This window comes from Paenibacillus agaridevorans, from assembly GCF_003112455.1.
GTDB lineage: Bacteria > Bacillota > Bacilli > Paenibacillales > Paenibacillaceae > Pristimantibacillus > Pristimantibacillus agaridevorans.
The window spans coordinates 1-20,916 of record NZ_BDQX01000070.1 but is presented as its reverse complement, the minus strand read 5'-3'; the positions used below and the strand labels follow the sequence as shown (position 1 = coordinate 20,916).

General features: G+C 52.6%; 9 protein-coding genes. 2 read left to right on the top strand and 7 right to left on the bottom strand.

All coding sequences use genetic code 11. From position 1 onward, the window contains the following. Positions 1–208: 208 nt before the first annotated feature. From PAT3040_RS07730 to PAT3040_RS07705, 6 genes are all read right to left on the bottom strand, one after another. The gene (locus tag PAT3040_RS07730; protein ID WP_108992149.1) at positions 209–1,336 is read right to left on the bottom strand and encodes a glycoside hydrolase family 88 protein; all 1,128 of its coding nucleotides are present in this window, start codon (positions 1,334–1,336) and stop codon (positions 209–211) included. 42 nt (positions 1,337–1,378) lie between these two features. Beyond that, on the bottom strand, positions 1,379–3,088 hold the full coding sequence (locus tag PAT3040_RS07725) for an S-layer homology domain-containing protein (RefSeq protein ID WP_181376490.1): 1,710 nt from the start codon (positions 3,086–3,088) through the stop codon (positions 1,379–1,381). A 24-nt stretch (positions 3,089–3,112) separates the two neighbouring features. After that, positions 3,113–7,234, bottom strand: a complete 4,122-nt coding sequence (locus PAT3040_RS07720) for a 3-keto-alpha-glucoside-1,2-lyase-like domain-containing protein (protein ID WP_108992147.1) — start codon at positions 7,232–7,234, stop codon at positions 3,113–3,115. A 127-nt stretch (positions 7,235–7,361) separates the two neighbouring features. After that, on the bottom strand, positions 7,362–8,201 hold the full coding sequence (locus PAT3040_RS07715; RefSeq protein WP_087571126.1) for a carbohydrate ABC transporter permease: 840 nt from the start codon (positions 8,199–8,201) through the stop codon (positions 7,362–7,364). A 15-nt stretch (positions 8,202–8,216) separates the two neighbouring features. Further along, positions 8,217–9,155, bottom strand: coding sequence for a carbohydrate ABC transporter permease (locus PAT3040_RS07710; RefSeq protein ID WP_087571127.1), 939 nt, complete (start codon positions 9,153–9,155; stop codon positions 8,217–8,219). A gap of 99 nt (positions 9,156–9,254) precedes the next feature. Then, the gene (locus PAT3040_RS07705) at positions 9,255–10,598 is read right to left on the bottom strand and encodes an ABC transporter substrate-binding protein (RefSeq protein WP_108992146.1); all 1,344 of its coding nucleotides are present in this window, start codon (positions 10,596–10,598) and stop codon (positions 9,255–9,257) included. A gap of 261 nt (positions 10,599–10,859) precedes the next feature. Between PAT3040_RS07705 and PAT3040_RS07700 the strand changes: the two genes are divergently transcribed. Both PAT3040_RS07700 and PAT3040_RS07695 read left to right on the top strand, forming a co-directional pair. Continuing rightward, positions 10,860–12,638: a sensor histidine kinase gene (locus tag PAT3040_RS07700; protein WP_256975962.1), complete on the top strand. Its 1,779-nt coding sequence runs from the start codon at positions 10,860–10,862 to the stop codon at positions 12,636–12,638. Positions 12,639–12,666: 28 nt separating this feature from the next. Continuing rightward, positions 12,667–14,295: a response regulator transcription factor gene (locus PAT3040_RS07695; protein ID WP_108992145.1), complete on the top strand. Its 1,629-nt coding sequence runs from the start codon at positions 12,667–12,669 to the stop codon at positions 14,293–14,295. Positions 14,296–14,862: 567 nt separating this feature from the next. On the opposite strand, the gene PAT3040_RS07690 is transcribed toward PAT3040_RS07695, so the two are convergent. Then, on the bottom strand, positions 14,863–20,532 hold the full coding sequence (locus PAT3040_RS07690; protein WP_108992144.1) for a cohesin domain-containing protein: 5,670 nt from the start codon (positions 20,530–20,532) through the stop codon (positions 14,863–14,865). Positions 20,533–20,916: the final 384 nt, after the last annotated feature.

Genomic DNA, 20,916 nt, shown 5'->3' with positions numbered 1-20,916 from the left:
GAGCGTTATACAAAATGAAAATAAAACTCCGCTTCTATTATATACTTTCCGGTTGCCTCTTCGTCGACCCGTTTATCTGCGGCTCCATCCAGTCTGTGGAAGTCCATCGTATACCAATGGCGTTCCTTGCCAAATATGAAAGAAAAGCAGGAGGAGCAAGATGGAGCTGGCGGGCAAGCGGCAGGCGAATGGGCGACCCTGGGGGCTGCTACCAAAACAACTCGCCGTGCTTAAGCAGTCGCGAGATGCCCTCCGCGAAGTAGTAATCTCCGTAGATAAGCGGCACGTCAATATTTTTGTTCTCTGGATAATGGCTGGTGCCATGCAGAATCAAACCTTCTTCTTCCTCGTTGCTCCATGCTCCGTAACGGGTGTACAGGCTATGTAGCATCCGCTCGCCCGCTTCGCGGTACAGCGCGGACTCCGCCGCGCCGACCTGCTCAGCCAGCAACAGCAAGCCGCAGGCCGCACAGGCGCCAGCCGAGCTGTCGCGATAGCGCGTAACGTCGTCGGGAATGCGGAAGTCCCATACGGGCACATAATCCTCGGGCAGATTCGCGATAAAGAAATGCGCCACGCGCTGAGCCGCCCGAAGGTATCGCTCGTCCCCCGTATGCTTGTAGCTCAGTGCCATGCCGTAAATAGCCCATGCGGCGCCGCGCGACCAGGCGGAATTTTCCGCATAACCTTGTCCGCCGTTTACGCCAAGCTTTTCGCCGCTTGCGGCGTCGAAGATGACAATATGATTGACCGAGCCGTCCTCCCGAATAAAATGGTCCAGCACCGTATCCGCATGCGCAATCGCCACGTGCTTGTAGCGAGGATCGCCGGATATGTCGGCTGCCCAGTGCAGCAGCGGCAAGTTCATCGCGCAGTCGATGATTGCCCAGCCGGAATTGTCCTCGCCCGGTCTCCAAGGATTCCAGGCGCGAATGTAGCGGCCCTTCGTATTAAACCGAGCGCTCAGCAGATTTGCCGCCAGCAACGCCCGACGTTTCGACTCCTCTTCGCCGAGCAGCTTGTAGCGGGCAACGCTAGTGAGCTGCCACATAAATCCCATATCGTGATCCAGTCGATAGTAGTCGGATATCACCCCGTCCAGCTGCGCCTCGCAGCTCTCAGCCAGCGCACGTAATGCTTCGTCTCCGGTTTCCCGGTAAACCAGCCATAGCAAACCAGGCCAGAAACCCGCCGTCCACCAATAGGCCGGCTCCAGTACATATTGTCCGTTTACGCTCGCATGCGGGAAACGATCTCCAATTCGTTTGCTCGTCCTGGATACTTTGGCGACAATCTGCTCCCATGCTTCTTGTGCCCATTGCTTCTGTATGGTCATCTCTCTGCTCCCATTCTTTGTCTGATCTATCGTTTTATCCTTCTACAGTCCAAACATCCTGTACAGTACGGCCGCAGCTTGCGCTCGGGTCGACAGTCCCCGCGGGGCAAAGCTGTTTTCGCCCATGCCGTTTATAATGCCTTGCTCCTGCATAACGGCTACCGCTTCGACGGCATACGGGGCGATGCTGGCCGCATCCGCAAACGCCGGCGCTTCCGCGCTTGGGCTCCATGCCAGTCCCATCGACTTGGACGCCCGGTACAGCATGACCGCCATGTCTTGCCGGCTGATGGCGTCGTTTATCCCGAAGCTGCCGTCCGGTTTTCCTTGCGCGATGCCCAGCTTCTGCGCGGACGCCACGGCCTTATCATGCCAAGAGCCTTTTTGCACGTCGCTAAACGTAGCCGTAGCGGACGCATCCTCCAGATCGAACAGTTGCACCAGCATCGTAATAAACTGCGCCCGCGTCAGTTGACCGTTCGGCCGGAAGGCATCGTTGCCGACTCCGTTTACAGCGTCCCTTGCCGCCAGCGCTTCAATGTACGACCGCGCCCATGCCGCTTGGCCCAAATCTCCGAATGTCTTGTGCACATAGGCAGGGAAATATTTGCTGAAGTGTTTCGGGCTAAACTTTACCTTTCCCGTTGCCGGGTTGTACCTGGCGTTTTTGACCAGTTCCAGCTCGCCGCTATCCGTTACGTTGTAGATGACGATTTTGTCCGCCGTTTCGCCCGGCCGCAGCGTATAAGGCACTTCTACCGTCACTTCGCCCCCGCCAAACGCGCTTATCGGACGTCCGTCCAGCAGCAGCTCAAAATCGTACACCGCGTCTCCCGGATTCACCTGCTCGCCGATATTCGCTGGCAAACTCGATACATCCAGTCGGCGGACTGAAAACTGCAGATTGGACGCGGATTCGTCGTCGATCAGCCCCCGGTCAAGGGTGACAATCGCAAGGCCGCTGTCGATGACGATGTTCTTGGCTTTTTGTCCCGCTTCGCCGCGAACTTGCGCCAGCGGGAACTCCACCTCCACCTTGCTCGCCGCGACTCCCGGCTGCACCTCGATGCGCAGTGTTTGGCCGCTGAGCAGGTCGACCGCTCGCTGCATATGGTTGGCATTTAGCTTGACCTGCGCTGTCCCGCCCACGATCGAAGGCGCCCCCACCACAACGGACTTTTCCGTAATGATCGGTTCGTTATCGGGGGTTGTACCACTGCCACTGCCGCCGCCAGTCCCGTCTCCTCCTCCCGTTCCGTTGCCGACAATTACCGCGTTCGCTCCCGTTGCCGGCTTATAGGTCGTCCATTGATCATTGGATTGACCTACCTTGATGGCGTCCAGCGTGAAGTTTCCTTCGCCGACCGCTTTGGCGGTCAGTTTGACGGTCCCCAGCACAATGCTGCCGCTCTCTCCCGCCGCATCCCCGAGCTTTGAGTAGACTGCTCGCACTTGGCCTCCGGGGAGCAGTTCCGTATTTACCAGTGAGCTGAAGCCGGTCAAACTCGTCGTAAATGCGCCGCTGCCGGCCGTCCACAGGGATGGATCGAACTTGACATTTAACTCAAACGCCACCAGTTCCTGCGCATTGCGAAGGCCGATCTCCACCTCGATCGTCTCCCCGACCCTGACTTCGGCCTTGGATACGTTCAAGTAGAAATCCGGCTCATACGGCGCCGCGAACAGCGCAGAAGGCCATACGGAGCATAGCAGCAGGAGCGCCAGCCCGATCGTCCATATTTTTCTTTTCATAGATACCATCCCTTTCTATAGTGCTTAAATCTTGCCCAGAATCCATTGCGCCAGCTTGCGCAGATCCTTGATATCGATCTCGCCGTCATCGATCAGATCCGCTTTTTTGTAAGTAGCCCAATCGGCGCCTTCCTGATTCTTGCCGTAGTAGAGTGACGTCATTAAGGCCAGATCGCCGACGCCCAGCCTGCCGTCACCGTTTAAATCGCCAGGCACATGCGCGATCACAAGCGATTGAAACGTCCCAACGGCGGCGTTTAATGTCAGAAGCGCCTGATCCACCTCGGCTTGAGTCGCCGTTTCACTATTCCGCGTCGTTTTCGCGGCCAGAATGGCCTGCCACAATACCGCCTTAGAGCCTGTCGGGTATTGTCCCGCCAGAGTTCCTTCAACTGCGGAGCTATGCAGCGCCTCCGCGTTCAATATAGCCTCATCCAGCGCGGTTTTGTCCGTTTCCGGCTCGGCATCCGCTTGCGTCTTGGCGATGATGATCCAACTGAGCTGTACGTCGGTATTGCTGCCGGTCTTAGCTGGCGAAACGACGATTTCCATCGTGCCGGCCTCGTCCATCGCGATATCCTTGTGTGCCGCCGCCTCGTAGGAGCCGGTAATGATCCTTCCCGTTTCCACCGTCGTACCGTTGATGGCGGTATTCGCAACGCGATTCGACTGGGAAGACGAGAACCACGGGTCGTAGAAGCCGATGTAGACGTTGTATTCGCCCCCATCGAGATCAAATTTGTAGGTCAGATCCCGGCTGCTTGTCGTGTTCACATAGCGCAAGCTTTGGAAAATATCCGTGTTGTTTGTCCGGAGTATGCTGTTAGTGCCGGTGTATCCCCATGTTCTTCCATTCTGTGGATCGTAGCTTTGCTCTGCCACGGTATGCTGGAGCTGCTTGCCCGTGCTGGCCGTATAGTCGCCGACCAACTGCGTATATTGCGGCACTTCTCCAGATGACGGACTGACAAAATAAAGCATATGGTCCGGCAGCGTCACCGACACCTCGTAATTAACCGTATTGCCCGCCAGAGAAGTGCTTCCTCCAAGCGTGCCTTGTACCGTAGCAGTTCCAAGCTTCGTGCTTGCCGACGCCAGACTTGCGGAATCCCAGCTTACGGGCACGTTGTCGTAAGTCGTCGAGCCTTGCTTCAAATGAAGCGTCGCGGGCAATTCCGGAGCTTCGCCCAGCTTGACGGTATGTTCCCCGTCTCGCAGCACCTGCAACGGCGCCAGCGCATCCAACGATTCCAGCTTCCAGTCGCTTACCGTCTGACCTTCGATCTTGGTTCCGTTCGCCGTAATCTGAAGCGGAATCCATACGTAACCGGACGTTTCCAACGCACGTTGGATCCAGCGGTCGCCCATATAGATGAACAGGCCGTTCTCGGGATCATACGGAATGACCGCCGTCGACTGTGTACGATACGACGTATTCGACGTGTCGTACGGGAACGGATTGCCCAGATTCGTATAAGGCGTAAACGTCCTGCCTCCGTCCGTCGTATTGCCGAAAATATGATTGGCGCGATAGGCGATGGAAGGATTGGGATCCCATCCCGTTGTGCCGGACGTAATGAAATAATAATAACCGTTATATTTAAATACCGCTGGCGCCTCCCGGCTCGTATCTGTAAATACACGGGCCGTAAAGGTTTCGCCCAGTCCTTCCGTTCCGTCCTTGATCGGTGCCGTAAATTCGTCGTTCAATAATGAAATATACGTATATTTGTTTTCTTCACTGGAATAAATAGCATACGCTTTGCCGTCGTCATCCTTGAATACGGTCATATCGCGAGCCATACCTTTGTTGCTGTCGTAATAACCCTCGATGTAGTTCATTTTCTGCGCGTTGACCAGCTTAAACGGACCAAACGGAGAGTCCGATACCGCAAAGCCCATCTGCGCGCGACTGTACCGGCTGGCGGCGGTAACATAGGCCGGGTCGTTCTTGAGCGTATCGTAAAACTCCAATATGCGCGCGTCGCTTGGCCCGTCGACGTGGTACACAATGACATATTGGTTCGTTTTGTCGTTGTACAGCATTTTCGGACGTTCCATAATGGTGTAATAAGCATACGTACGGTCAAACGCCAATCTCAAGCTTGCTTCGTCGTAGGTTGCAGCCGCATAGTCGAAATCGCCGTCATTGCTCCGGCTATAGCCAGGATGCGCATTTTTGTCGACGTACGCCTGCAGGAAGTCGCGGGCGTAGTCGATGTCGAATTGGGACAAAGGATCGCCCAGTTCGTTGGTGCCAATGCCTGCCGTTCCCATCGCGCGGGCTTTCAACGCCTCAAGCTGGCTGTCGCTGAACTGAACGCCTTGGCCATTCGCCGTTTTTTCCATCGGGAATACGCGATGTGGATAAAGGGCAACGCCCATGTCTGCCCAGTTGTACAGATCCTTGGATACATACGTATGAATGCCTCCAATCGGCCGGCCGCCGTAGGTTTTATCTTCGCCGACCCACAGCCAGGCACCGTCACCGTCGACCGGATTGTCCGTATATGTCGGTTCATTGCCGTTCCACGATACATGGTCCACCCAAATGACTTGGCCGCCGTGAGCCTGAATCGGAACGCCGTTCGTATCAAACCAGACGTCGGTGTTCTCTCCAGCCATACCGCCTATCGATGAATACGTGACGGGCTGAACGGGGCCAGTCAACTCCTCGACGGCAAGCCAACTGATCGCCGCATTTTTATTTGTTTTTCCCGCTCCCGGCCCTGCCGTATAGGAGCCTGCGTTCGTCAGCACGTAAGTCGCGTCTGCGGCGCCAGCCGGCAGCTCGATGTCATAGGTTATTAGCTTGGAATGACCCGCGTGATCCAGATGTAGGCGATTGACGATTTTGGATACCTTTTTTCCGTCCAGATTGTAGCTGATCGATATTTTGATTGGCATTTCGTTGCTCCACCACAGACGATGATAGGAGGTAAAGCGATAGCTTTTGCCGCCTTCCAGACCGTCTAGCTTGTACGACAAGGTAGACAGCGGATCGCCGCCGTCGATCATGATGCCTGTAGCGTTTTTGTCCAGATCGGGTTGCTCCGATTTGTTAATGATAGTGCTGTTTGCTCCGGAGCTGGTAAGAGCGATATACCCCCATCCGGATGTCGAATTGTAAACCGCATTGTCGGACTCGTTCAGCAGGTCGTTCCCTGTCAATGCCTTCACGGCATTATAAATACTAGGAACTCCCGCGCCTGCATCGATAAAATATTTCAGATTGGGAGGCACGACCTCCACGTATGCCTTTACGGGCTCCGCCAGATCGTGTCTCGTCCCGTCGGCTCCCACCTTCAAATAAGCGGTTCCCGTTACTTCGATCGCTGGGGCGAAGGCTTGCGTATAGTCGACATTGGCCGGCAAACTCCAGTCTACGTATATGGGATCCACAACGGAATTGTCGAACGCCTTGCCGCTAATCGTATTCGGCATTGCCGGTTGCTGTCCCGTCAGGGTGGCGACAACGACCGGATTGTAGGATGCCGGCAGCTTCGTGCCGTCCTCCAACGTCGCTTTGATTTCGGTCGCGACCACATTATCGGCCGACATCGTTCCACTCAGGTTTTGCAAGCCGATTTTGCCCGCCGCAAATTGAGTGTCCGTAAACTCAACGACCTTGCTATTGTTCAGGTACCCCTGGATCAGGCTGCCGATCGCGACAACCTTGAGGTTGTACCATTGGTTAATCGACAAGGTCTGATTGGAGGATGCCAGGACGGAGGCAGAGCCGCCCACCCGCTTGATGAGCTGCACCTGGGTCGATCCCGATGCCGGCCTGTACAGCCGGAGCCAATAATTGTTGCTGTTGTCCTGCGCCCGGAACACGATGCCGGCGTATCCGCCATTGGCGTTGATCCGGACTTGGCTCTCTACCGTGTAGTCCTTCCAGGCCGCATCTCCCGTAACGATCGTCGAATTGGTATTGGTTGCGTTCAATATGCCGCTTTGTACGCTGTAAGCACCTGCGAGAATGCTCCAATCGGAAGAAAGGGACGCGCCAGAAAAATCGTCCTGAAACAAAATTGTGCCATTACTATTCGCATGAGAAACATTGGTTGGACCAATCGAAGCGAACAGCACGACGATCATGCAAATTGTCGTCCATATGGCTGTATACTTTTTGATGGATGTCAAAGGAAATCCACTTCCTCGCTATGTATTTTCCAATCACGAAAGCGCATACATCAACCTGCAATTTTTAAATGCGCGTACGATTGGACGGGCCGCATGCCTGCAGCCGATCCAATCTTATGCGCTAGTCTTAGCCTTTGATCCCCGAAGAAGCAACGCCCTGCACAAAGTTTTTTTGCAGAGCCAGGAATATAATCAATACCGGTATGATCGACACGACACTGGCTGCCATAATGAGCCCGTATTCGGCCGAATATTGCGAGATGAACATCCGCAGACCGATCTGAATCGTCTTAAGCTCGGTTTTGGTCAAATAAATCATCGGTCCGAGGAAATCGTTCCATGTCGTAACGAAAGTAAAGATCGTCAGTGTAGACAATGCCGGCTTGGAGAGCGGAAGCATCAGGCGCGCCCAAATGCCGTACTCGCTCAAACCATCGATCCTTGCCGCTTCGCAAAGCTCATCCGGAATGCCTTGATAAAATTGCCGCATTAAGAATACCCCGAATGCCGAGAAAGCTTGCAAGAAAATAATGGCAAGATGCGTATTGTTTAGGCCGAGCTCGCGCATCATGATGAATTGCGGCACCATGTAGGCTTGCCAAGGAATCGCGATTGTTGCGATATAGGAGAGGAAAAGCAGGTTTCTCCCTCGAAAGCGAAGCTTCGCAAAGGCGTAAGCCGCGAAGCTGGACGTCAGCAATTGCAGCAAGGTCACGATGACGGATAATTTGACCGTATTCATAATAAACGTGCCAAGCGGTATGCGGGTCCAAATGTCCACATAGTTCTGCCAACGGATGTTGTCCGGTATCCACACCATCGGAAAGGAGAATACATCCTTATTAAGCTTGAACGAGGATGACAGCATCCAGATATATGGAATAATCATGCATATGGCAACGGCAATTAACGCGATATAGGCGAGCGTCATCCAGCCTGCGTGGAACTTCTTTTTTGATCCAACCATCTCTTCTGTCTCCTCCTATTGACCGTATCTTTTTTCGCCGCGGAACTGAACGATGGTTACGCCCATAACAATCAGGAACAACACGAGAGCCATGGCATTGGCGTAGCCGTAATCCAGCGAACGGAAGGCGGTATTATAGATTTGATAAACCAGTACCCTTGTGGAATCATTTAACTGGTTATCTGCTCCGGCAAACAGGTTGATGAAGATGTCGTACACTTTGAACGAATTGATGACCAGGATCATAAGTACAAAGAAGGTTGTCGGCGCCAGCTGCGGGATCGTAACATTAGTGAACCGCTTCCAGCCATTTGCGCCATCCAGCTCGGCAGCCTCGTATAGCTCGGGATTAACGCCCTGCAGCCCTGCCAAGTAAATGACCATATAATATCCCATGTTTTTCCATACAGTAAACAGGATAACCGTAAACATGGCCCAGTCTTTATCCGCCGCCCAACGAGGGAGATCCTCAATAGGAATGCCGGTGATGGTATGCAACAGATTGTTGATCGGTCCCATCGTGGGACTAAAGATAAAGTTCCATACCGCCGCAACCGCTACAAGAGAAGCCACATACGGGAAGAAAAACGCCGTTCTCATAAAATTACGTCCAACAATCTTCTGATTAAGCAAGATAGCAAGCGCAAGCGCGCATGCCATCGTCAAAGGCACTACGCCTATCGTATAGACAACCGTATTCCAAAGCGCTTTATGAAAGGTAGTGTCCTTTATAAGTCTTATAAAATTATCAATCCCGACATAATTCATAGGATTGGAGCCGTCCCATTTCACAAAGGCCAATATAATCGCAAATATCATAGGCACTAGCGTAAACAAGGCAAATCCGATAAAATTGGGCGCAATAAAGCTGTACGCCACCAGATGATCCTTCATCCCTCTTGTGATAAACGGCTTGTTGCTTTTTCCCGTTGCCAGCGTCGTTTCTTTCTGCATGATTTTCCCTCCAAACCTTCTCGTACGCCAAGCCGCCTGCTGCTTTATTTTGAAAGAGGCGGGCAAACGCCCGCCTCACAAAACACTGTTTCCGTGGTACTAATTGCTCAATACAAGCTCCACGCGTTTATTCATGTCTTCCAAACCTTTATCAATGCTTGTGTTTTTCGTCATGATGTTGTCGTGATTTTCGTTCAAAATAACTTCGATATCCGCGCTTTTTTCGTGCATCGGCATTTCCAGGTATGTTTTGAACGTGTTCAGAGCTTCTTTACTGTTTTCATCAGTCGGGAAACCATCGATGCTTGCGATCGAGCTGATAACCTCGTCGTTTTTGATCGCAGGAATCGTGCCAGTGGACGCGATAACCGTTGCGCCTTCTTCGCCTGTCACGAACTTCAGGAAATCAAGAGCCGCATCTTTTTTGGCGGACTTTTTGTTAACGGCCAGCGATGTGATGGTGCCCAGCGTCGTGCCCGGCTCCACGCCTTCCGGATGCGGATATTTCACGATACCCCAGTTGGCGGCGGCGGATTCGCCGCTTTTCACTTTGTCGATTTGCGTTGCGATAAACCAGCTGCCCATGTTCAGCGTTGCAACGGAGTTGTTGTAGAACACGCCGGAGTAATGCGTGCTGGACGTTTTCAGCGTAGCGTAGTCCATAATGATACCGTCATCCTGCAGCTTCAGAATGCGCTCGTAAGTCGGCTTCAGGAATTCGTATTTGCCGTCAACTACTGTGTTTTGGCCATCCAAAATGCCGAACAATTGAACAGCACTGCGCCAAGTGTGGTGATGCGCGCCGTATACCTTATCTGCGCCGGAGCCCGAAGTTACTTTTCTAGCAATCTCTTCATATTGATCGAACGTCATATCGTTGGTCGGATAAGGCACGCCCGCTTTGTCAAAGAGATCTTTGTTGTAGTAGATCAGCCAGAAATCGCTGCGGAAAGGAAGCGCATATACTTCGTCTTTCACTTGAATTTGCTCTACCGTGCCGCCGTATGCCGCTGTGTCAATGCCGCTTTCGCCAATAAAGCCGTTCAGCGGCTCCAGGTGATTTTGCTTGACCAGGTTGGAGTAGCCCGGAATATCTTTGATCGTCAGAACGTCCAGATCTGCTCCGCCGGACAGTTGAGTGCTGAGCATGGTCATGTAGTCGGTGGATCCAAGATCCACGTACTCAATCGTTACGTGAGGGTTAGCTTCTGTATACGCTTTAATAAGAGGCTCATAGTAAGCGGTTGCTTCCCAATCCCACAATGCCCATTTCAATGTAACGGGTTCGTTGCCCTTGTCCGCTGGAGCGCTTGAGGAATTCGTCGGTGCTGCTGTCGGCGCTGCTGTAGCCCCTGAGTTTCCGTTATTGCCAGAGCAACCCGCAACCATACCAGCCGCAAGCATAGCCGTTAATCCGATTCCCATTGTTTTTTTGAATCTCATGTAAAAGTCCCCTTTTCCTGGCGTTATTGGTAAAGCCCACTCGACATTGCCGAATCTATTTCAAATATTAGAACATAACTTGCCCAATGAGGATACAATTTTAACGGCTTATCCTTCACTTTTTCAACCTTTTAAAGCGTTTTCAATTGGATTCCTGCAAAATTATATCGAAAACATGTAAAATCGGTTGTTTTTTATCGCCTACCTCTTACGTTTGTGCCATCTATGGTATTGTTATCGTATACAAAGGGGTGCTTGCGCTTGAGAAAGCATAGACATACAACCATCAAAAGCCGCATTATTTTAATTATGACCGTATTTGCACTACTGACCGCCGCCCTTATGTCGATATTCAGCTACGAAATGATCTCGTATTTCCAACGCAAAACGGCGGTTCAGGCAGCGGAATTCAACTTGCAGCTCGTCGCCCATATTATTGAAAAGGATTTAATCAATCTTTCCGCTCATGTTATGAAGAATAGCGCAAATTCCACTACCAATACGCTGTTGGTCGACTATTTCTCCTCCGAGCAGGCAAGTGCGATGGATGCCATTAACCTCTACGCTTCCATGCAGGAAGACTTTCGTTCCAACCTGTCCAACGGCTATGTACGCCGGCTGGTCGTGACGGATAACAAAAACAAATTTTTGCAGGTGGACAACTTGGCCAGCAGTACGTCGTTGCCCCTAAGCATTCACAATATTCACCTGCTTCCCGGCACTGATTCCGATGCCGCCGAGCAATGGGGGCGGATCATCAAGGATCCTTATTCTAATTCCAAGGTCATCCCCGTGATCTTTCCCATATACGACAAAGGTTCAACCGTTGGCACTGTCTATTTGCTAGCCGGTACTTCGGTCATTACAGACAAGTTGCACGGCTACGCGTTGCCATCCGGTTCTCAACTGCTGGTGACGCTAGGAGAAACGCATTATGAAATTGACGGAGCCGAAATAGAGCCCGTCGTTTCTGATTATGTTGACACCGCTTTCATCAATGATTATTCCACCGGGTCGCAAACTGTGGTATCCCATATCGAGTCGAAGGACGGATCGAGCCGAATTACCGTTTCCTATCCCGTCATTGACGGTGTTGTACTGACGCAGACGCTCGCAACGAATCAATTGACTACCTTGTCCAATGTATGGATTTTGCTGATGCTCGGCGTGACTTGCCTGCTCATCGCATTGAGCGGCATTATAACGGTTTATTTGACCCGTACGATCAGCAACCCTGTTGAGAAGCTCAAAAAAAGAATGGACAAGATCGCGCAGGGTCACTTTTTTGTCGATAGAATGATCGAATGGGATAACGAATTGGGGGATGTGGGCCGTGGCATCAACCGGTTATCGCAAGATATAGTCGCGCTTATGGAGACTCGGCTGGCCGACGAGAAGCAGAAGCAGGAGCTCGAATACCGGATGCTGCAGAGCCAGATCAATCCTCATTTTCTGTACAATACGCTTAATTCGATCAAATGGATGGCGACGATTCAGAATGCTTCCGGCATCGCGGAAATGACAACCTCCCTATCCAGACTGCTTCGCAACATTGCCAAGGACATCCGCAAGCTGGTACCGCTCGGAGAGGAGCTCGCCTTGCTGGACGATTATTTTCTGATTCAAAAATACCGCTACGGAAGTACGATTACGCTGGAACAACATATCGGCTCCGAACAATTATTGAACTGTCCGATCCCGCGCTTCTCCTTGCAGCCGATCGTTGAAAACGCCATCTTCCACGGCATAGAACCCAAAGGAACTGGCGGCCATATCGTCATTACCGTCGAACGAAGCGACTCTGCGGATCTGCTAATTACGATCGAGGATAACGGTATAGGCATGGAACAGGAAAAAATCGATGCCATTCTTAAAAAGCATGACACCGACTCCGCCGGGATGATCACTCATATGGGTTTAAGCAGCGTCAACGAACGTCTTCGACTCGCTTTTGGCGACAAATACGGTTTGTCTATCGAGAGCGAACCGTCAAAATATACGAAAATGTTCATTTTATTGCCTACGCAGACATCGGCATAACGGACTGCAATGACAGGGGGAAAAAAGCATGATTAAATTATTAATTGCGGATGACGAAACGTTGGTGTGTGTCGGCCTGCAATCCATGCTCAAATGGGAGCAGTACAATATCGAAATTGTCGGCACCGCGCATAACGGCGGCCAAGCGGAGGATATGATCGATACGCTGCGGCCTGATATCGTCATTACGGATATTAAAATGCCGGTCAAAAGCGGATTGGAGGTCGCCGACAGCGTTCGCAAAAAATACGGTCGGATTCCGCTTTTTATTATATTGACGAGCTACGAGGAATTCGAATACGCGCGTGCTGCCGTCGAGGTTCAAGCTGCCGATTATTTGGTCAAGCTGGAGCTGACGCCGCAATCTCTCTCGGACTCCATTGTCAAAGTCATCGCCATCCTGGAGGATTACCGCTCGATGGAGACTCATCCCAGCCTGGAATACAGAAGCAACTTGCATGCTCAGCGGGATAAGTTTTTTATCCGTCTGTTCAACAATTTGTTTGAGAACCGAAACCAGTTTACGCTGCATAAAGAGGATCTGTCGATTGACTTATCGGAGCCCGCTTATACCGTATGTATTTGCCGCATCACGGAGCCCGATAGCGTACCCCCTAGCGGGGACAAGTTGGTCGCCTTCTGCTCCAGCACGCTGCAAATGGCCAAAAGCACGCTGCTGACCGACAGACCATGCTTTGTAACCGGTCTGGATCTGCGCAACTTTGCCATTACGATTCCCGTACCCACTACGGATGCAAATGTGTGGGTTCCCGATATCGCCAAGCTTCTAAACCATATGGCGCTTATCTTGCGCAACTACTTTAATGTCACCATCATGGGCTCTGTCGGCTATGCCGTGGAGGACCCTTATCTGATACGGGACAGCTACCTGGCAGCACGCCAGATGTTGCCTCACGCAGCACAGCAAAACGAATTTGTATTTTTTACGCGCAATGACACAGCGGGACAAGAAACAGCCCTATTCGATTTTTCCGCCATGCGGTCGGAGATGCGCCGAGCGTTTGAGGAGATCGACATCCGTGCGTTGCATGACATTATTACGAAAATGATCGAAACGTTCGAAGGAAGGCCCGACGCTCTCGTGCCTGCCATTGATGCCGCATGCAGCGTACTGTTTATGGCTACTTCCATGCTGGCGGAAGGCGAGGAAATGATAGAGCAAATTTTCGAGAACGAACCCGAGGGCTATCGGGGTATTTATCAAATGCATGCTATGGAAGATATTATCACTTGGCTGATCCGATTCCGGGACGGCTGCTGCGAAAATTTGTCTTCCAGAAAACAAAGCTACAAAGCTCAGGTGGTGAGCAATGTACAGGACTATATCAAACGAAATCTGGATGTCAAATTGACGTTAAATCACGTCGCGGATGTATTCAACTTCAGTCCCAACTATTTGAGCCATCTGTTCTCCAAGGTCGCCAAAATTAATTTTGTAGAATATATTACAGAAACGAAGATTACAGCTGCCAAAGAAATGATGCAGCGCGGAGAAGGTCGCATATACGAAATTTCGCAAAAGCTCGGTTATGACAGCGCTTTTTATTTTAGCAAGGTATTCAAAAAGGTAGAGGGTATTTCTCCGAGGGAATTCCTGCAGCGTATCGAATCGGAGATTTCCAATGGAAGGTCTTGACCTGGCATCGGACATTCCGATCCTTCCCGCTATAATGGATACCCCGTACTATTTTCCATGCTTCTTTCCATTCCCTTCATTAATCAAGAGGAGCTGTCCCAGAAGTGTTCGCATGACGGGGACGTCCCAATTAGGGGTCCCAAAAATCGCAATATGTCTTTTTGAACATCCCCCACTCGCAGCTGCTGCTTTTTTTTGCCATAGGCGTTCTTAACGCCTATGGCGCCCAAAGTGGCTGCTTTTTCTTGCCATAGGCGTTCTTAACGTCTATGGCGCACAAAGTGGCTGCTTTTTCTTGCCATAGACGTTCTTAACGCCTATGACACACAAAGTGGATGCCTTTTTTTCCATATGTGTTCCTGCTTCGAGGCTTACCCAAAGTAAGTCTGGAGGTTGGGTGGCTTTCCCCTTTCCCTTGCCAAACAATTTGCTGAAGAAATCAGCAGTGGACGCTAAAAACCAAGGAACTAAGCGAATTCAAACCGCATAGCTCCTTGGTTTTTTACGAAAGTCATCTTATATTGGTTTTGAGGGTTTTCCAAATTTACTTTTGGGACGCCCTCGTGTTTAAATGTTGCCTAAAATTAATTGCGCCAGCTTGCGCAGATCCTCGATATCGATCTTTCCATCATCGGTCAAATCCGCTTTCTTATAAGCAGCCCAATTGGCGTCTTCATCGTTCCTGCCATAGAAGGCGGACGCCATCAGAGCCAGATCGCCGATGCCGATCTTGCCGTCACCGTTCAAATCGCCAGGTGCATGAGATATCACAAGCGATTCGAAGGTCCGAACAGCAGAGTTCAACGTTAGCAGTGCCCCATCCACCTGGGCTTGAGTAGCCGTTTCATTAGCCTGCGTCGTTTCCGCAGCCAGAATAGCCAGCCATAATGCCGCCTTCGAGCCTGTCGGATATTGACCTGCCAAATTCCCTTCCACTGCGGAGCCATGTAGCGCCTTCGCGTTCGAAATGGCCGCATCCAACGCAGCTTTGGAAACTGCCTCGATCTCGATGCTGTACGACACTGGCTCCTCCGCTTCCGTTTCCACGCCCGCGGCATTTGCCCATACGATATCCGTTAAGGTAATACTGCCAGTAACAGACTCGGCGAGAGCTTTTGCTTTAAACTGTAGCTTCAGCAGCGCAACCGGATCCGCGTTTGCCGCTCCCGGCTGGTGATCGATGGCCAGAAACCGCAGCTGTCCAGGTTCGGACGACTGATCCAGCAGCGTAAAGCCGGCCTTGACCGATTCTGCGCCTGCATATTCAACTTGCGTCGGATCGTACTGGATTGTGAAATCAAGTCCGTACACGCTTTCGGATACCGTATTCAGACCAAGCGTTACATCAAAAGTGTGATTGGATACAACGCTTTCTGGACCCGACAGATACAGCGTATCCGTACCGACCGATTCTTGCTCCAGACCTGCCACCGCATCTTGAAGCGATTCCATAGCATCATCAACCTGCTGTTGCGTTGCTTCTTCGTCTTGAAGCACGCCGCTCGCTTCCGCCAGCGCATCCAGGAAGACGCTCCAGCTTGCCGCCGTATAGTTGTCGTTCGTTTTGTCTTTAAGCTCCTCGTACAACATCTGCAGCGCTTCTTTATTTGCTTCCGGCTCGGCGCTCTTGACCGGCGCCACGGCTGCAAAGGAAAGCAAAGGAGACTGGTTGTTGACGGCAGCCACCATCCTCAAATTTACCGCGCCTGCCTGCTCCATCGTGAAGGTATAGCTTTTTACGGCATCAAACGATGCGGTGTTAAGCACGATGGTATCCTTAAGCTCGCTTTTATTGTCATACTCCAGGTAAACTTGCTCCGTGCGCGCGGTGCTTGCCCACCAGCTGTAGGTGCCTAACGTCAGCGTATATTCGCCGGCCGGCAAATTGCCGAATGTATACACCAGAGCCGAACCGTTCGCATTGCCGGTGTAAATGCCTGTCGTTGTTTGCTTGCTGTACGTTCCGGCTACAATTCCCTTGTAGACAACGGCCTGCGACCCGCCGCTAGCATTGAAGGCGCGGTGGCCCCAGCCTTGGGCGGCGTCGTAGACCCGGTCCGGAGCATTGTTGAGCAACGGCTTGCCGGATGCGCTGGCCAGAGCCGCTACCGAGCTGTACGCCGGCGAATCATACCCCAGCGTCGTGGTGGCATTATGCCCGCTGGTCAGGCCGGCTGCCGTTGCGTTCGCATCCACGAAATACATAATGTCCTCCGGCACAACCTCCACGTATGCCGTAGTTTGCAGACTTCCGTACGTTCCGGTTACAGTTACCGTTTGATAGGCCGTATTGAAGCTGATGCCATCCAGCTTCCAGTTGACATGGACCATCGATTTGGATCCGTCTTCATGCGTCGCTTCCACCTGCGCCGGGAGATTCGGCAAACCTCCGACATAGGATGCCGAATAGTGAGGAGACGCAAGCGACCGTATGTCGCCGGTAAGCAGCTGATTCTGCGCGAAGATCAGACGAGCCGTCAACTGCTCGCTTCCCTCTTGATCCAGTCTGTAGACGGCCGGGTTGTCCGCGGCTTCCTTTGCTGCGTTTCTTGCGGCTTCGAAAAACTGCCAGTCGCTGGCCATATATTCGTCTTGCAGCGTAATGTCCTGCGCCTGGGTTACCGCCGCCAGGAGCTTGCTAATATCCGGCGTTCCCGCTGCATTGCCGGATACGACCGCGACGGCATCCACAACTAACGTGCCGCTCAACACTTTAAATTGGACCGTATGTTCTCCGTATTCTAGTCCGCGAAGCGCATAGGTTTGGTACAGCTCCTTGGATGCGATCGTTTTATCCGACATGACGGTCAATTGACCGTCTACCGTTGCCTCCAGCACGGCCGTACCGTTGTTGGGACCAAGAAGATCAAGGCCCGTACCGGTAAAGGTGTAGGTCAACGTCGCGCCAGCGCCTTGGTTGGTCGTCAGCGTACGCTGATAATGGTACATGCCTTGTCCGTTGCGGTGATCCCACTGATTATTGTATACCAGCTTGGTAGCCCGCGACGCGGAAAGGTCGTGCATCTCGAAGTCGTCGAGCGCCTCTGTATAGTAAGGTACATAACCATCTACCGTCTCCACCAGCAAATTGTCAAAGCGGACATGATAATACCCGCTGGCGAGATCCACCCGACCGGACAGCTTTGGATTCGGATCACTGTAGCTGGCCACCAATACATCGTCCACATAGGCGGTAATCTTATCGCCTGCCACCTGGATGGCAATATTATGCCAAGCGTCATGGGCAGTATCGAACCCATCGATCTTCACGCCGCCGGTTCCGCTGGCCACGTTGCCGTTCGCTACGCCGCTGTTGTTCACCAGCAGTTGCCAGCCTCCGTCTAGCCAGAACTTTAGTACGTAAGGCGTGCCGCCGATATTGTGGGAGCTGCCCCCGCCCTGATAACGGGCGCCGATTGCGGCGTAGTTGTTCCCGCCAAAGGTGTTGTTCGTTTCGAACGAAACATCCACGCTCGCTCTGTAATTGGTCCAGCGGTAATCTCCGATGGCCGTCACGGGATCGCCGCCGTTCCATGTGCCGCCTAGTCCCATGATCTCTCTATCAAGCTGCTGCCTCAGCACGTAGTTTTGGGATTGTTCGTCCAGATAAGCTTCGAACGCTCCGTTGCGATCGTGCGTGTAACGCGGGATGACGCTTTTGGAGCCGCCGCGGGATTCGATATAATCCTGCGAACCCGCAATTTCCCCGTCTGCTCCGATGATCGGCACGGTTTGGCCGCTATAGTCGAAATCATCCGCATAAAGGACGTTGTCCGTCGTATTCCGGACAGCCCCGGTAACATCGGTATCCAACACGGTACGCTCGCCCTCTACGGGAAGCGGATCGGCTTCGATGTCGGCCGCAGCCAGCGTCGTCACGGTTACGATCGAGAACGGCTTGACCTGCACCGTATATACGCCGCCGCCGTCAGCAGACGCCTGGCCGCGATATTTCAAATAATTGCTGTTAAAGGACTGGCCTACATCCGCCTCGCGAGTCTCCCAAACGGCGAGGGAAGGCGTACCCGCATATCCCATATTGACCGTCTGAAGCTTGTAGTTTCTTGTATATTCGCTATCATTTACGATTACGGTCGAGAAGTCGGTTTTATCCGGAGCGGCGAGCGTCATGTAATTCGGCAAGCCATTCCTTCCGCTGACGGGGTTGGTGCCTGCCGCTCCGGCGGAGCTGGCTTTGGAAACCGTTCTCCAGATGCCTGCTGTATTGTCTTCGTTCTCCCAACCGATCTTCGCGAACGAGCTGAAATGGCGAAGAACGTCCAGCCCCGCATCGTAGTGAACCCAGCCGGACCAAGGGTCGCGGGCGCTCAGCAATTCCTTGAAGGAATATTGGCCGCCTTCGTAGAAGGAGCCGATAGCCGGCTGATAAATAAAGTGTGTTCTGCGGGAGTTCACAAACCCTTTGATAATGGTATTGCCCATTTCCAGCGCGCTGCCGGTGCCGCCAATTCCGGTGCCTGCCGTCGATGGATCCTTCGTGTTGTTGTTGGGACGGAAGGACGTGTTGCTGAAGGTGGCTTGCGCTTCGCTGTTCCATACTTCAATATCAAGCTGGTCCGCAAGCCGCTTGAAATTGCCGCCGCTGTCGTCGTCGGTGTTGTAGTGGAACGCCGCGATCGGCACTGCTTCCCGCAAGGAAGCATCGCTTACCATGCTGCCGCCGAAAGTGCCCGTTCCGACCTCGTCGGAAATAACTGCCTGAATCCGGTTGTAGAGCGCCTGCTCTTCCGGACTTTCGAATCCCGTGTTGTCCGCCTTGACCCGCGCGGCGTATTGTTTGCTCCATGTCAGGTCCGCCGCATGCTCGTTAATATGGGGATTGACGTAATCGACCATGTAACCGTATTCACGATATGCGGCAAGAATCGTTTTTTTGTACCAGGTATAGATATTGTCATTGTTGTTGTTCGCCCATGCGGGCGCGCTCCAGCGCAGGATGCTCACTTTAAGATCGGGATTGATGATCTTGGCGTCCGCGGCAAGCTGGAAGCCCGGATGTCTGGTGACGTTGGCTTCCTCATCGGCCGTACGCATCGTTGCCGGATCGGGACCCGTAGAGTTGTTGCGATCGTTGCCCATTTCGATTTTGACGTGCGTCATAATGGGGTTGTCGCCGCCGAACAGAATGCGGAGCATTTCCGCGTAAGCCTCGGGCTGCTCCGATTTATAGTCCATCAGCAGTGCGCTCGTGCTGTTGGCGCTGAGCACGCCGAAGCCCTTAAACGTAAGGCCGTTGACGTTGTTCGCGGGGATGTCGTTGCCGTCCAGCAGAATCTTCACCATGGATGCCGCAGTCTGTCTGGCATCCTCGATTATGGATTTGACCTCTCCTTTGGCAATGGCGAACCAGCTAAGAATCGGCTTTTCGTTCGCTACGTAAGCGTAAGTCAACGTCATCGGGAAATTGACGTCGATGTCGCCTTCAATCGTGAATTCGCTGGAATGAAGCTTGGATGCATTGGTGTTAAGCGGGTCCAGCTGAACTGCTTTTGTCGCGCCGCCAGTATCCGTGTATTCGATTCGCGGTCTCATGTCCCGGGAGCGGCTGCCGTACCAGTCGTGGAAACCGCTGCTGAGCGTATACGTCCCGGGAGAAAGGGCTTTCAATTTGTAAACGATATGGTCGTTCGCGGCCCGCAATCCGACAATCCACTTGGAAGGATCGGTAGCCGGGTTGGTGAAACCTCCGTCTTTGGAGTATTTGACCTTATGCGCGGAATCATCGAACCCCCATTCTGTTGTCCCGCTCGCAAATTTCTGATCCGGCGCTTGATTGATCAGGTCGCTGCCCGTCAACTGCCGGACCGCTGCATGCAGCGGCGAAGGGGAAGGATCGTTGTTATTGGAATCACCGGCTCTGCCGCTGTCCACGAAATAAACCAATGGATGGGTTGCCGGCGGAATAACCTCCACTTGCGCCACGACGGATACGCCGCCATCCGCCGTTCCGGTTACCGTCACGGTTTCGTAAGGTACGGCAAACGTGTCATCGCCGATGTGCCAGACGACACCCGCGCTTTGCCCGCCGATGTCCACGCTGCCGGGCAAAGTCGTGCCCGCGGTCGTCGTAGCCCCCATGTAGGCCGCCGCATAAACGGTCGAATCCGTAGCAGCGGAAGCCTGCGGCAACGCGATAGTCGGCAACAATCCCATGATCAGCATGACCGACATGACGATCGAGCCTATTTTGATCCTCATCGAATACTTATTTCTCAATCCTGAAACCTCCTCTTGAATGAAGTCCTTGCGAGATTGAACATGGCGACAGACGCGCCGGCCGTCCCGCTTATGCGAACCCAGCGGAAACGGTTACAATTCGTTGAAACCGCTATCAAAAAATGAAATTGCCTGACACTGCCGATTGTTTCGACATCCCCTCTCTCTCCCCGCCAATAACGTGATTAATCGGCCCGGTGACCTAAGGTGCCTTTTAGAGGTTGTTCAAAAAGTCCGCTTTTGATCACGAAGTATGCCAAGAAGCCTACTCGACATCGAATCTTGAATTCAGGCGAAACTTCCGGTACTCACGTAGCTTACACTACGCTCCGCTCCTCAGTTTCTACCTTCTTTCAATCTTCTCGGTGCTGAAAACCGAACTTT

Excerpts from the sequence above, each read along its gene's own strand:
- PAT3040_RS07730 (WP_108992149.1), bottom strand. The coding sequence starts at position 1,336 with ATGACCATACAGAAGCAATGGGCACAAGAAGCATGGGAGCAGATTGTC.
- PAT3040_RS07725 (WP_181376490.1), bottom strand. The coding sequence starts at position 3,088 with ATGAAAAGAAAAATATGGACGATCGGGCTGGCGCTCCTGCTGCTATGC.
- PAT3040_RS07715 (WP_087571126.1), bottom strand. The coding sequence starts at position 8,201 with ATGGTTGGATCAAAAAAGAAGTTCCACGCAGGCTGGATGACGCTCGCC.
- PAT3040_RS07710 (WP_087571127.1), bottom strand. The coding sequence starts at position 9,155 with ATGCAGAAAGAAACGACGCTGGCAACGGGAAAAAGCAACAAGCCGTTT.
- PAT3040_RS07705 (WP_108992146.1), bottom strand. The coding sequence starts at position 10,598 with ATGAGATTCAAAAAAACAATGGGAATCGGATTAACGGCTATGCTTGCG.
- PAT3040_RS07695 (WP_108992145.1), top strand. The coding sequence starts at position 12,667 with ATGATTAAATTATTAATTGCGGATGACGAAACGTTGGTGTGTGTCGGC.